We start from the raw sequence: 13,189 nt of genomic DNA, 5'->3' as shown, positions 1-13,189 counted from the left end.
GCGACATTCGATATTTGACCACATGCGACTATCGCGGTGAAATCGCAGAGGAGTGAAAAACGGTTCGGATATCGGCCGTTTTCGTACCTGGCCAAATTCACGAAAGCGGAGCATGCGATGTCCAACGCCACGACCTATCAGCTTTTCATCAACGGCAGTTGGCGAGACGGTAGCGCAACCCTGACGGTGACCAACCCGGCGACAGAAACGGTATTTGGCTCGGTCGCCGCAGCGTCAGCTTCGGATCTGGACGAGGCCCTTTCTTCTGCAGAGGCAAGCCGCCGGGCCTGGTCCTCCCGACCGTCGAAGGGTCGCGGCGAAATCCTTGTCGCGGCCGCCAGCATCCTGGCCACGAAGGTGAGAGACGCAGCCAAGGATTTGTCGAGAGAACAGGGCAAGACGATTGCCGAAGCAACGGGCGAATACGCACGCGCCGTCGAGACGCTGGAGTGGTACGGCACACACGCCGAAGAATTGTCGGCCCCAATTCCACATGGCCCGAACCGAATGATCGTCCCTGAGCCGCTCGGCGTAGTCGCTGCCTTCACGCCGTGGAACTATCCCGCAGTGCTTATCGCCCGCAAGCTTGCCCCCGCGTTGGCGGCAGGCTGTCCTGTGATCCTCAAGGGGGCTGAAGAGACACCGAGTGCGGCCATCCACATTGTCGAAGCGTTGCGCCAGGCGGGTATCCCGGACGGCGTGGTCAATCTTGTCTTCGGCGTGCCGGCGCAGATTTCTGAGCACCTGCTCAGTTCGCCAATTGTGAAAGTCTTGACCTTTACGGGTTCCACCGCTGTTGGAAAACACCTGGCCAAGCTCGCCGCGAATAACTTGCAACGGTGTGTCCTTGAACTCGGCGGGCACTCCCCTGTCGTTGTCTGCGAGGACGCGGATCTCGCAACGGCCGTTCCGGCAATTTCCGAATACAAGTTCGAGTGTGCCGGCCAGAGCTGCAATGCGCCCAGCAGAATCCTCGTCGCCCGGCCACTCTATGAGGAGTTTCTATCCCGGATGACCGACGTTGCGCGCAAAATCAAGATCGGCCCGCCCGACGACCCTACGACCGAGATGGGACCGATGGCAAACGCTCGGCGAATCGACGCCATGCAGCTTCTGGTAAAGGACGCGGTGGATCGCGGCGCCCGCGTCGAGACCGGTGGCGCCCGCCTGGACGGGCCTGGCTTTTACTGGCCGCCAACCGTCCTGACCGGGGTACCAAAGGATGCGAAAGTGCTTCATGACGAGCCGTTCGGGCCGATCCTGACCGTGGCGCCGTTCGACACGATCGAGGAGGCTATCGAAGAAGCCAATGCCACCGAATATGGCCTGGCGGCCTATTTCTTCACCGGCGCCGCCGATGCAAAACGGGCGCTGATTGGCGGTGTTTCGGCGGGCGCTGTCAGTGTAAATTACCTAAAGGGGGTTTCCGCGGATGCGCCGTATGGAGGCGTCAAACAGAGCGGCTATGGGTATGAAGGTGGCGAGCACGGCCTGCGGAGCTTCCAAAGCCTGAAACTGGTTAACGGGCTCGGGTCATTCGGGTGAGAGTTGGTGGATAAAAGGGCACGCACAATTGCCGGTGAAGACATAGCAAGGAGCGTCGCCGACGCCCTTCAGTACATCTCGTATTACCATCCTCCAGACTATATCCAGTACCTTTCGCAGGCATACGAGCGCGAACAGAGCCCGTCGGCAAAGAACGCCATTGGGCAGATACTGCTGAATTCGCGCATGGCGGCATTTGGGCGGCGGCCGATCTGCCAGGACACTGGTCTCGTGGTGGTTTTCGCCAAGGTCGGGATGGGCGTTCGCATCAAGTCTGCGACCAGTTTCGCCGACCTCGTGAATGAAGGCGTCCGACAGGCATATCTCGACCCCGACAATCCTCTTCGACCATCGATCGTCTCGGATCCGCTTGGCCGACGATTGAACACCCGCGACAACACGCCGGCAGTCGTCCACATCGAACTTGTGCAAGGCAACAAGATTGAGATCACCATCGCCGCAAAAGGCGGCGGGTCGGAAAACAAGGCACGTTTCACCACCCTTAACCCCAGCGCGTCTGTTGCCGACTGGGTGGTCGACACCGTTTCGACGCTTGGTAGTGGATGGTGCCCGCCCGGCCTGATCTCGGTCGGCATCGGTGGTAGCGCCGAAAAGGCGATGCTGCTCGCCAAGGAGGCTATGAACGAACCTATCGACATGTCGGAACTGCTTTCCAGGGGACCTGCCAACGCGGAGGAGGCGCTCCGCATTGAGCTTTATGAACGCATCAACGCTCTCGGGATCGGCGCCCAGGGCCTTGGTGGCCTGACGACAGTCGTTGATGTCAAGGTCGCAACATATCCAACTCATGCGGCGTCCAAGCCCGTGGCACTCATCCCGCAATGTGCAGCGAACCGGCACTTGACGTTCACATTGGACGGTAAAGGACCAGTGCAGCTCCAACCGCCCGACCTTTCCCAATGGCCCCAGATCGGTCCCGAGGACTTGCAAACAACCGGCATCCGCCGGGTCAACTTGGATGGGCTGACCAGGGCAGAGACAGCATCGTGGCGCTGCGGGGAAACTCTTCTTCTATCCGGAAAGATGCTGACGGGTCGTGACGCCGCCCACAAGCGAATGGTCGACCTGATCGATGCCGGCAAGCCGCTCCCGATCGATCTGCGGGGACGCGTGATCTACTATGTCGGACCGGTCCGCGCGGTGAGGAATGAGGTCGTGGGGCCGGCTGGCCCAACAACCTCAAGCCGCATGGACGATTTTACGGAAAAATTGCTCGCGCAGACCGGGCTATTTGCAATGGTCGGTAAGGCGGAGAGGGGCCCAGCCGCCATTGCATCGATTGCCAGACACAAGACCCCCTATCTGGCCGCAGTGGGTGGCGCTGCCTACCTGATATCAAAATCGATCAAGGCGGCGCGGCTCGTTGCCTTCGAAGACCTGGGCATGGAAGCCATTTATGAATTCGAGGTCCAGGATATGCCGGTGATCATGGCTGTCGATGTCGAGGGAAACTCGATTCATAATTCTGGGCCGATTGAATGGCGCAAGCGCATGGCTGCCGATAGCATCGCGCGCAACATAGGCGTTTGATAATTCCGTCAAACAATTGTCCTGCGTCGCTTATCCATAGGCTCCGAAGGGCAACGAGAAGGCTATGCGCTTGGTTTGGGCAAGCTGCGAATGAGCCCATGCCATGCCTCAACCACCCGCGACGAACACAACGTTTAGTTGGCGCTCGGCACCATAGATGTAATTGGCGCGGACCCAAAAGCCGCCTAAACGTAAAGCTGTGATTCAGCTCCGGCAGGGCCATGAAGTCGAAACTCAACACCGTATGCCTTGACGCTTGGGACCTTCGGATTCTGTCCGAGCTGCAAGCAGACGGTCGGATATCGAAAAGTGAGCTTGCCAAGCGCGTTCATCTGTCGGCGTCGGCTTGCTCGGAGCGGCTCCGCACACTCGAAGCTGCAGGGGCTATTGAAGGCTATTACGCGCGGCTGAGTCCGTCCCTCACTGGGGGCGTGATTTTCGTGATGGTGGAGGTGGTGCTCGATCGTCACCGCCTCGAAGATCAACGACACTTTGAGACCGCGATTAAGGGCGTCCCCGAAATTATGGACTGCTGGGCTATCGGGGGCCGGGTCGATTACCTGATGCGCGTTGCAGCGCCCTCTATGGCTGCCTATCAGGAATTCATGGAGGGGTTGCTACAGGTAGGTCTCGGGATCGACCAATATTATAGCCTGGTCGTGACGAAATCCGTTAAATCCAATTCGCCGATACCCTTGTCCGCACTAAGAGAGCGGTGATTTTGTGGAGCCCGTGTTTTCCACGGAGATTGGCGCAAGTTCCGTGGATTCGTCGGCCGCGGACGCGCATTACCGTGGAACGTGAGGTGTGTCCGTAGGTATGATCATCCCTTGACGAGCGGCTGACCAAGTGTTCTCCGCCGGGCGATCAAAGGGAGAGCGGCAATGAGCCTGACCAATCTGGGAACCAAGCAAATCCAGGAGAAGGATCGGAGCTTCGTCTTTCATCCGTCCACGCACTTGGCAAAACACAGCCGCGGCGAGACGCCAAACCGGATCATGGCCGGAGCGGAAGGCGTCTACATATGGGATACTGAAGGCCGAAAGAGCCTCGACGGTTTCGGCGGGCTCTACTGCGTCAATATGGGATATGGATGCACGGAGATCGCCGACGCCATTGCCAAGCAAGCGCACGACCTGCCGTTCGCTCATGTCTATGCCAGCCAGGGCACGGAGCCTGTCGCCCGTTTGGCGGAGGCTATCGTCGAATATTTTGGACAGAACATGAGAAGGGTCTATTTTGGCCTGTCCGGTTCTGATGCCAACGAAACCAACATCAAGCTCGTCTGGTACTACAACAACATCCTTGGGCGCCCTGAAAAGAAGAAAATCATCTCGCGACACCGCGGTTATCACGGGTCCGGGCTGTTCACCGGCAGCCTGACAGGCCTTCCGTTCTTTCACAAATTCTTCGATCTGCCTTTGAACCTGGTGCGCCACACAACGACGCCACATTACTATCGCCAGGCGCATGAGGGCGAAACTGAGGAGGCCTTCTCCAAACGCTGCGCCGACGAACTTGAAGCCCTTATTCTTGCCGAGGGCCCAGATACGGTTGCAGCCTTTATCGGAGAACCGGCACTTGGGACCGGCGGCATCGTTCCGCCCCCAAAGGGCTACTGGACGGCCATTCAAGAGGTGCTGGACAAGTATGATATCCTGCTGATCGCCGATGAAGTGGTTTGCGGCTTCGCGCGAACTGGCGAGAAATTTGGTTCGCACCTTTATGGTATGCGCCCGGATTTCGTCACAATCGCCAAGGGCGTCAGCTCCGCTTACCTCCCCATCTCTGGGTCAATTATCGGCGACCGCGTCTGGAAAGTCCTTGAAGAAGGAACGGAGAAGCACGGAGCTCTGGGCCATGGCTGGACATATTCCGGTCATACGCTTTGCGCGGCAGCCGCACTCGCCAACATTCAAGTCCTTAAGGAAAGAAACATCCTGGAACATGTCCAGGATGTCGCGCCCTATTGGCTTTCCCGCATGAAAGCCGAACTGGAGGGACATCCCATTGTCGGCGAAGTTCGTGGCGTTGGAATCCTCTCTGGCGTAGAGATGATGCGGGATCCCAAAACGCGCGTACCTTTTGAGCCCGAGCTGCAGGTCGGCGTGCGTGCCGCCGCTGCTCTGCTTGAGAACGGTGTCATTGGCCGAGCCATGCCGCACGGCGATATCCTCGGCTTTGCCCCGCCGCTGATCATCACCCGGGCCGAGGTGGACATCATCGTCGACGCGACCGCGAAATCGGTCGATACGACTTACCGTGCGCTGAAGGCCGAGGGCGCGCTTTAAACCTGACAGGGCGGGTGATGCCCCAGGGTCGCCGGGAAGTCATTTTCCGGGCACTCGCTTGCGCGCAGCACGCGATCGAGTCTCGGCAGACCCCCCGCGAGACACGCGGAGCCAAGGTGCTGCCGCTGTCCAGCGGTCACCAGGCCGCGACATTCGCGGCGCGCCCTGCCGGTGCTCCCTCCCCACCGGCGGGGCGCATTTTCTCAAGGCGCTGGATAGAAATGCGTTGCGGCGTTGCGGCGGACCAAATGGGACATCAACCTTCGATCCTCGCTTGCCAGTGCCCCCGGCGTCCGCCCGAAGCACGTTGAGGCGCTCGAGAAGTGACTGATGTTTAAACCAGCTCCTTATTGCTGGCAAAATTCGGACATAGCGCCGCCGCCGGCTGCGAGGCCTGCCAAAGTTGAATGTGCAGCCTCAACTACAACGAGCAACTCCTTGGAACCGATCTGATCGCCGGCCTTGACCAACACTCGGCGAACGTCCCGTCGCGCTCGGCATGCAGCGCCGTTTCCATCTTGATCGCTTCGAAAGCAGAACGTCGCCCGCTTTCACCGACCTGGCCGGCGACGACCGAAAGCGGAGACCACGCCCGGCATCCGCGTGTCAAACGGCTTCCAAGACTGACCCTCGATTGGAGTGCGCCCCTCGGAGCGGACAGGATCAGGCGGCAGTTTTGACCATCTTCCGGGCGTGTTGGTCTTCGAACTGTTGCTGAGATAGCCGAGCGCTGAGTGCAATCGGCGGGTGTTGTAAACCTCATCAATGAAGCGGGGAAGGTCCTCAGCGAGGTCGGTGAAGGTTTCATAGGCCATCGGATAGATGGCTTCGACCTTCATCGTCTTCATGAAGCTTTCCGCTTTGGCATTATCGTAGGGATTGCCGCGCCGACCCATCGATCCAATAAGATCGTGCTCGGCGAGAAGATTGCGATAGAGGAGCGCGGCATATTGCGCCCCTCGATCCGAGTGATGGACGCAGCCCGTGGCTTTCGCCGTTCGATTGCCGCCTTCAATTCTGCAACGGTCAAGCGCGCGTCGATCGACCGGCCGATGGCGTAACCAACGACCTTGCGGGACCAGGCATCCAAGATGACCGCGACGTAGACGAAGCCTGCCGCAATCGCCACGTAGGTTATGTCGCTTACCCAAAGCCGGTTCGGGCCATCGAGTGTCACGTCCTTCGCCAGGTTCGGGAAGATCGGCAATTCATGATTGCTGTCCGTGGTGGCGATAAAGCGTCGCATGATCCTGGGCTGCAGATCATGCTCGCGCATCAATCGTCTGACCTTCTTGTGGTTCACGACAATGCCGCTCTGCCGCAGCGCCGCCTGCATGCGGCGATAGCCGTAGGCTTCGAAGCTGTCGGAGATCTCACCCATCGTCTCGACGAGCGCTGTGTCATCCACGGCGGTTTCGGGCTGATCGTAGTAGGTTGATCGCGCGATCCCCATCAGCCGGCATCCTTCAGCGATGGAGACACCGCGGGGCCGGTGATCACGGATGTAGGCCCGCTTCTGGGACGTGGTGCGCTTTTTAGAGCCCCCTTTAGAAACTCGATTTCCAAGGCTTGCCGGCCTACCAGCCGCTCCAGCGCGCGATCCGAGCCTCATAGGTCTGCATCGTCTCGGCCGCCGCTACATCCTCGTCGAAGGCGCCGGCCTCGTATTTCTGGACCCAGATACGGATCAGGTTACGCGCTAGTTCGTGCCGCCTGGCCAGACAATGAAGCGTCTCGCCGAGAGGAACTCTTGCACTACCTGACGTTTGAACTCGATGCTGTGCGCGCGATGTGCAGTCATGGCTTCCATCCTTCGAAAGCCCGGCTTCCAAGTCAATTCTGCTTAGTCAATCTGTCCGCTCCGAGGGGCGCACTCCATTATGGGGTCAATTTTGCACGCCGATTCACATCCTTGAATTCCAAGGTGTACCTCTCGGTACTCACAAGCTGCCTGCTATGCTCGAAGGATAGGCGGCGCCTGTATATCGCGCCAGGGGCAGTGCACTATGGCTCTACTATGTTAGGTCCGGACTAGGATGTGGCGATCCGCATGCAATCCGAGAGATCACACGAAGAGTCTAAAGGCGAGGAAAGAATGGGGGCGCCTGCTCGGTCTTGGTGTTCACACTTGTAGGTCGCTCAATAGAAAGTGTTACACACGGCGGATGCTTCCCCATATGCAAATGCAGAAATCGATCTTCTAAGTCTATATCTGCCTTGGTAAGGCGATAATTCATCCGAAGATAATCGTTCCAAGTGGGAGTGCGAAACGTCTCGGTCCACTGCATGGGCTTCTGAAGATTACGCTGAAGCGTCCAATGTCGGGCACCGATACGACTTTGCACATGCCTACGCTCCCTCATCAACTCAAGGAATGCCCCAACATTTTCCTCAGACACCAAATACTCAGTCTTAACAACGATGGGGCCGCTTCTTGGCTTCAGAGACAGCGCAATTGTGGGGGCATCGAACTTGTCCAAGGGATCGGGCTCGGAATCGCGCCGCTCGCGCAAGGGGAAAAAAAAGCCCGCTCCGGCTACAAATAGCAAGGCTCCAGCAGAGCTTCCTAGCGCCAAGGGAAGGGAGTTGTTCTGCACAACCGTCCCCCAGGCCCAACTGCCGACAGCGATACCGCCATCTATCAATGCATAGTAAATCGAGATTGTGCGCCCTACCACCCAACGCGGACTAGCCAACTGCACACTAACCCCAATTCCCGCCCAGGCCGTCGCCCAGCCTGCACCGCCTAAGGCAAGTGCGGGGGCCGCTACCACGAGCGAAGTTGTCATAGCGAGAGCTAGAGAACTCGCGGCGCAGGCAAAGCAGGCAAACTTAATCAAACGTTCTTGAGAATGCTTCCGCCTAAACGAACGATTGAGAATGCCTGCGACGACTGCTCCAGCTCCAAAACATGCCATTAGACTGCCGTAGGCGACAGGACCTGCCCCCAACTGATCGCGAACTACCAATGGCAGCAAAGCTAGTATTGCGATTCCTGCAAACCCAAAAAGTGTCCCGCGCGCGATTGCTGCTTTAATTTCGGACGACATTGCGGTGAAGCGGAGCCCGTCATAGATGGCCGTCCCTATTGGCTCCCGCGGGAGCGGTGAGGAATTCACTTTCCATTTGTAGCGCCATATGGCGCCCATGGGTACTAAGTAGCTGAGTGTTGCTATGCCCAGCGCCGCCAGAAGCCCAAAAGAGGAAACGACGAGCCCGCCGAATGCCGGGCCGATGGTTCTGACGATATTGAAGCCGACGGAAAGTAGAGTAATTGCGGCAGGCACATCGCGTCGTTCGGCGATATCACTAACCGAAGCTTGCCATGCAGGATCGTGGAGAGCTCCCCCACATGCAATCAAAAAGCTGAATCCAAGGATCGTCCAAGGATCAGCGAAACCCAATGCGACAAAGACCACCAGCAGCGCAGATGCGACAGCCATAATGATCCTGCCTACGAACATCACTCGGCGACGACTAAAATTGTCGGCTAGAGCGCCAACGAAAACCGACAGGATAAATGCGGGTAGCGTCGCGGAGGCCTGCACCAATGCAACCATCAAGTCAGAAGCCGAGATTGTCGCCATCATCCAACTGATAGCAACGGCTTGCGTGAGCCAACCGAGGCTAGAAACCTGAGTCGCGAGCCAGAGCAAGCGAAAGATAGGGTTTTTGAGCGGGGCAAATGTCGTAGGCTCGATGGGATCCGCGTCTGCACCCGGCATTCTACTCATGGGGCCGACCGATTCGTGTTTCGCAGTTCCCTGGTTCGGACCATCCAATTACCAATCGCTCGCGTCAAATGCTGTATTCATATTGTGGTCATCTGGCATCTAGATGGCAGGAAAACCGGATCACGCAGGCGAGCGATGCGCATTTATGTTTACGCGTCCACTGAGGTGTCTCAGACGTCCGGATGAAACGCAGAGAGAGGAGCTTCACACCGGGCACCAACTGCATTTTTCGTCTAATCCCCAACACTCACATCTCGCGGCCAGATGAGAACAATATCAAAACTGCATTTGACGACAGCCACTGCGACTGTTGATTGTCTGACCGAGCTGAAGTTCGGAGCTTTGAGCGAACGGCTTCGAATAGCCGGATGCGTCTTACCGCAGCCGACCCCACCAACATGAAAATACTTAGGTGAGATATGGCGATGATGTCTTCAACCATCCCTATGACGGGCGTTCCGTTCCCTCTATCAGAGTACGAACGCCGGCAGAACAATTTGCTGGAGGCGGTTGCCAATGCCAGTCTCGACGCTCTTGTGGTGACTGCGCATGGGCATCTTCGCTACCTCAGCGGGTACGATGGAAGCGGCGGATACTTTGCGCCGTTTCCTCTGATTTTTATACCGGGTCAATCCCCTATATATCTCGTTCGCGAATATGATGAGCACGCCGTTCGAGCGTATTGCTGTATCGAGGAGATCGTCACATACACTCATCAACCTGATTTTGCGAGGGTATTTGCGGAGCTAATTACGAAGTATGGGTTGCAGAACAAGCGAGTTGGTTTTGAGCTTGGATGCTGGAACTTCGCTCCATCAGATCTCAGTGCAATTAAAGCCAAGCTTCCCAATCTAAAGATCACAGATGCAAGCGGACTAGTTCCAGCGCTCGCGGCGGTGAAGGGCGAATTGGAGCTACAATGCATGCGCGACGCCATGAATATGACCGACTTGGCGATAAGGACCTTCCAGACTTCTCTGCGGCCCGGTCTCACCGAACTTGAAATGGTTGAGACGATAGCGGCGGCGGTAAATGCAGACGTCGGCTCCGCTGGCGGCGGAGTTGGACTGTCTCCGTCTATGACCATCCTGTTCGGGGAGCGGACAAAGTTGCCGCACGGCCCAGCGACGCATCATCCAATCAGTAATAACGAGCCGGCCTTTCTAGAAATCGGCGCATCCAAATACGGGTACGCCGCCGGGATGGTCCGATGCGCCGTGCTTGGCCGACATCCGGAGACCGAGTCCCTGCATGCGTTGGCAGAAGAGGTCATCGAGACGCTCGTCGCCGCCATCAGGCCGGGTACCACCGCGGCCGCAGTGGACGCTGCGGGTCGAGAGGTGCTGAAGCGTTCTGGACGCAAGGGGGTTTTTCGCCAACGAACAGGATATCTAACCGGCATTCATTGGACTGAGCGCGGAAATCTGAGTTTGGAGCCAGGCGTCGAAGATGTCCTCCAACCCGGAATGACATTGCACATGCCGAATATATTGCGAAGCGAGACTGGATACTTGATTGGAGTCGGTGCTCAGGTCTTGGTAACCGCGCGTGGCGCGGAAGTATTGAGTAGCATACCACCGACACTTTATCTCGCTTAACATGCTACAAATTGTGTTGAGACGAATTCCTCGAGAATTAGGTCGTCGACAGCGGCCACCACGCATCACACGCGCCCGGGTGAGCGAGAAGCTCGCTTCCCTCGTTGTTAATTGGCTCGGTATCCGACATTTATCTGCAGGCACGCCAAGCTGATAGAAGATGTAAGTGACCCCGCCTCCGCGTCAAATCTAGACCCCTGTGAAATCGCCGAAAGCCGGAAGGGAAGGCTTCTGGGTACATTTTTGGCGAGGCTCCTGGGTTTCGCCACTGCGGCGATTATCTACGGCGGAAAATTGTAGTCCGTCCAATGGCGGCAACATTGGAGGAGAACATAGATGAGCCTTCCCGAAAATGACGCCCATAACGCGCTCGCATCCCGCACAGGTGAGCGCGGTGTAGACCATGTACGCGATATCCAGAACTGGCTTGCGGGCAGCGAGCTGGCCGGGCTCGTCATCCCGTCGACAGATGGCTTCCTGAGCGAGTTCGCGCCCCCCTCAGAACGGCGGCTGCGCTGGGCAACGGCCTTCCGCGGGTCGACTGGCGAGGCGGTCGTGCTGCGCGAGAAGGCGGCGCTCTTCCTTGACGGGCGCTATGCCCAACAGGGCCTTGCCGACACCCGCGGCGCGCCGTTATCAATTGAGCATGCGACGATTGCAGCCCGTCGCGCCTGGCTCGGCGAAGCCCTTCCGAAAAGCGCGCGCATCGGCCTTGATCTTTGGCTTCACTCGGTAATCGAACGGGCCGAATGGCAGTCACTAGCGGACGAGCTCAACTTCGTCCTGGTGGCCCTTCCCGGGAGCCCTGTCGATCGCCTGCGGAGCAAGGATATGCAACCGGCGTTTTCGCCAATGGCTGTCGATCATCCTTTATCGCTGGCCGGCGTCTCCCATACACAGAAATGCGCGACGCTTGCCGAACACTTGCGCGGACAGGGACTGGAGGCTCAGCTCGTCGCCGACCCTGAGGATGTGTCATGGCTCCTCAACGTACGCGCCGCTGACGAGGCGCTGCAGACCGAGGTCGGCGACTGGCACATCGTGCCCGCCTGCCGCAGCCGAGCGCTGGTGGAACGCGAGGGCAAGGTGACCTGGTTCGTGGACCGGCGTAAGCTTGCGCCGACTCTGCTTGCCCGCGAAAAAAATGGGGTCTCGATCGCGCCGCCCGACAAGATCGGCGAGGTGCTCGCGGCGACCTGCCGGCGCGGCCCCGTCGGTGCCGACCTTCGCCGCACGCCAGCCGCACTCGCCGATATGATCGAGGCCAATGGCAGCATCCGGGCCGACGATACCGTTGCGCTTAGCCGTTGGCGCAAGCACGCCGCTGAAATCGAGGCGGCACGGCGCGCGCATATCATCGACGCCGCCGCCGTGGTGCGCTTCATGGCATGGCTGGCGCGGACAGTACCGGTGCAGAGTGTCACCGAATTTGAGGCGGCAGAGCGGCTGGAGGCGCTGCGCCGCGAGTACCCGCAATACAAAGGACCGTCCATGCCCCTGATGTCGGCCTCCGGGCCGAACGGGGCGCAGCCACACTACGTGCCCAGGCGCGAGGGATGTCGGCGACTCAACGACCATCCGATCTACTGGATGGATTCGGGCGGGCAATATCCTGGCGCCACGACCGACAACACACTCACCCAAGGACTCTGCCAGCCTGAGCCCAAACACGTGCTCGCCCATACGCTCGTGCTCAAAGGCTTCGTGGCGCTGGCGACCGCCCGTTTTCCGACGGGCATCCAGGGGATGCGGCTCGACTGCCTCGCCCGCCAGGCGCTGTGGCAGGAAGGCATGGACTACGACCACAGCACCGGGCACGGCGTCGGCGCATTCCTCAACATCCATGAGGGGCCTTACATCGCGCCGAGAGCTGGGGTGGAGTCGACGACACCCATCGAACCAGGCATGCTCATCACGAACGAGCCAGGCTACTATGCCGCCGACGATTTCGGCGTGCGTATCGAAAGCCACATGGTCGTCGTGGCCGCGCCGCAGGTAGGCTTTGCCGGCTTCGACACCATCTCTCGGCTGCCAATCGATCCAAAGCTCATCGATTCTTCACGCCTCGACGCCGGCGAGCGCCGCTGGCTGGCCGATTATCACCGGATCGTCCTTGCCGACGTCAGGCCGCTGATCGATCCGGTGTCGCTCGAATGGCTTTCTGGCGTGGCGTCCGCCTTCGCCGCCGCGGCCGGAGACACGTGAGGAGCGAGAATATTGCGAGAAATGGGCAACGGCCGATTCTGGCGCCCCTGTTCACCAATAGCAATTTTGCGAGGCTCAGGTCAGGCAAAGGTCGAAGTATCGTGTATCTGAGGATGCCGATATCGGTTCCTCACGCATAGTCGTGCCGGCGAGCACATTCCACGTTCGGCGGGTTGTTGACTCCGCTCATCAGGCCGGCGTTGAGCTGATTGGCCCACCCTGTTCCGTGCGCAATCTGGGGGACCCCGTACACGACATGGTATTC

Annotated in this window: 8 protein-coding genes and 2 pseudogenes; 6 read left to right on the top strand and 4 right to left on the bottom strand. The window is 58.8% G+C overall.

Annotated features, from left to right (window positions below; genetic code table 11):
• Window positions 1-117: 117 nt before the first annotated feature.
• The 4 genes from AC1D10_RS31620 to AC1D10_RS31605 all read left to right on the top strand — a co-directional run bounded on the left by AC1D10_RS31620 (window position 118) and on the right by AC1D10_RS31605 (window position 5,387).
• A complete protein-coding gene (locus AC1D10_RS31620; protein ID WP_477278720.1) occupies window positions 118-1,545 on the top strand; it encodes an NAD-dependent succinate-semialdehyde dehydrogenase in 1,428 nt (475 codons plus the stop codon).
• A gap of 6 nt (window positions 1,546-1,551) precedes the next feature.
• Window positions 1,552-3,096 (top strand): fumarate hydratase, encoded by a 1,545-nt coding sequence (locus AC1D10_RS31615; protein WP_477278719.1) that lies wholly within the window; start codon window positions 1,552-1,554, stop codon window positions 3,094-3,096.
• A 221-nt stretch (window positions 3,097-3,317) separates the two neighbouring features.
• Window positions 3,318-3,815: an Lrp/AsnC family transcriptional regulator gene (locus AC1D10_RS31610; RefSeq protein WP_477278718.1), complete on the top strand. Its 498-nt coding sequence runs from the start codon at window positions 3,318-3,320 to the stop codon at window positions 3,813-3,815.
• 165 nt (window positions 3,816-3,980) lie between these two features.
• Window positions 3,981-5,387: an aminotransferase gene (locus tag AC1D10_RS31605; protein ID WP_477278717.1), complete on the top strand. Its 1,407-nt coding sequence runs from the start codon at window positions 3,981-3,983 to the stop codon at window positions 5,385-5,387.
• 347 nt (window positions 5,388-5,734) lie between these two features.
• On the opposite strand, the pseudogene AC1D10_RS31600 reads toward AC1D10_RS31605, so the two are convergent.
• The 4 genes and pseudogenes from AC1D10_RS31600 to AC1D10_RS31585 form a co-directional block, all read right to left on the bottom strand.
• A pseudogene (locus AC1D10_RS31600) lies at window positions 5,735-5,986 on the bottom strand (biotin/lipoyl-containing protein); the annotation flags it as partial.
• A gap of 177 nt (window positions 5,987-6,163) precedes the next feature.
• Window positions 6,164-6,226: pseudogene (locus AC1D10_RS31595) on the bottom strand (hypothetical protein); the annotation flags it as partial.
• A gap of 5 nt (window positions 6,227-6,231) precedes the next feature.
• Complete coding sequence (locus tag AC1D10_RS31590; protein WP_477278716.1) at window positions 6,232-6,999, bottom strand: IS3 family transposase; 768 nt, start codon at window positions 6,997-6,999, stop codon at window positions 6,232-6,234.
• Between the two features lie 466 nt (window positions 7,000-7,465).
• Complete coding sequence (locus tag AC1D10_RS31585) at window positions 7,466-9,112, bottom strand: MFS transporter (protein ID WP_477278715.1); 1,647 nt, start codon at window positions 9,110-9,112, stop codon at window positions 7,466-7,468.
• A 434-nt stretch (window positions 9,113-9,546) separates the two neighbouring features.
• On the opposite strand from AC1D10_RS31585, the gene AC1D10_RS31580 reads away from it, so the two are divergent.
• Both AC1D10_RS31580 and AC1D10_RS31575 read left to right on the top strand, forming a co-directional pair.
• A complete protein-coding gene (locus AC1D10_RS31580) occupies window positions 9,547-10,719 on the top strand; it encodes a M24 family metallopeptidase (RefSeq protein ID WP_477278714.1) in 1,173 nt (390 codons plus the stop codon).
• A gap of 336 nt (window positions 10,720-11,055) precedes the next feature.
• Window positions 11,056-12,924: a M24 family metallopeptidase gene (locus AC1D10_RS31575; protein ID WP_477278713.1), complete on the top strand. Its 1,869-nt coding sequence runs from the start codon at window positions 11,056-11,058 to the stop codon at window positions 12,922-12,924.
• The last annotated feature ends 265 nt before the right edge of the window (window positions 12,925-13,189 follow it).

It is taken from the genome of Mesorhizobium sp. P2_A8 (assembly GCF_056404935.1).
The sequence above is the reverse complement of the archived record's forward strand: the minus strand, read 5'-3'. Positions and strand labels throughout refer to the sequence as shown.

Excerpts from the sequence above, each read along its gene's own strand:
- AC1D10_RS31585 (WP_477278715.1), bottom strand. The coding sequence starts at position 9,112 with ATGCCGGGTGCAGACGCGGATCCCATCGAGCCTACGACATTTGCCCCG.
- AC1D10_RS31620 (WP_477278720.1), top strand. The coding sequence starts at position 118 with ATGTCCAACGCCACGACCTATCAGCTTTTCATCAACGGCAGTTGGCGA.
- AC1D10_RS31605 (WP_477278717.1), top strand. The coding sequence starts at position 3,981 with ATGAGCCTGACCAATCTGGGAACCAAGCAAATCCAGGAGAAGGATCGG.
- AC1D10_RS31580 (WP_477278714.1), top strand. The coding sequence starts at position 9,547 with ATGATGTCTTCAACCATCCCTATGACGGGCGTTCCGTTCCCTCTATCA.
- AC1D10_RS31575 (WP_477278713.1), top strand. The coding sequence starts at position 11,056 with ATGAGCCTTCCCGAAAATGACGCCCATAACGCGCTCGCATCCCGCACA.
- AC1D10_RS31610 (WP_477278718.1), top strand. The coding sequence starts at position 3,318 with ATGAAGTCGAAACTCAACACCGTATGCCTTGACGCTTGGGACCTTCGG.
- AC1D10_RS31590 (WP_477278716.1), bottom strand. The coding sequence starts at position 6,999 with ATGAGGCTCGGATCGCGCGCTGGAGCGGCTGGTAGGCCGGCAAGCCTT.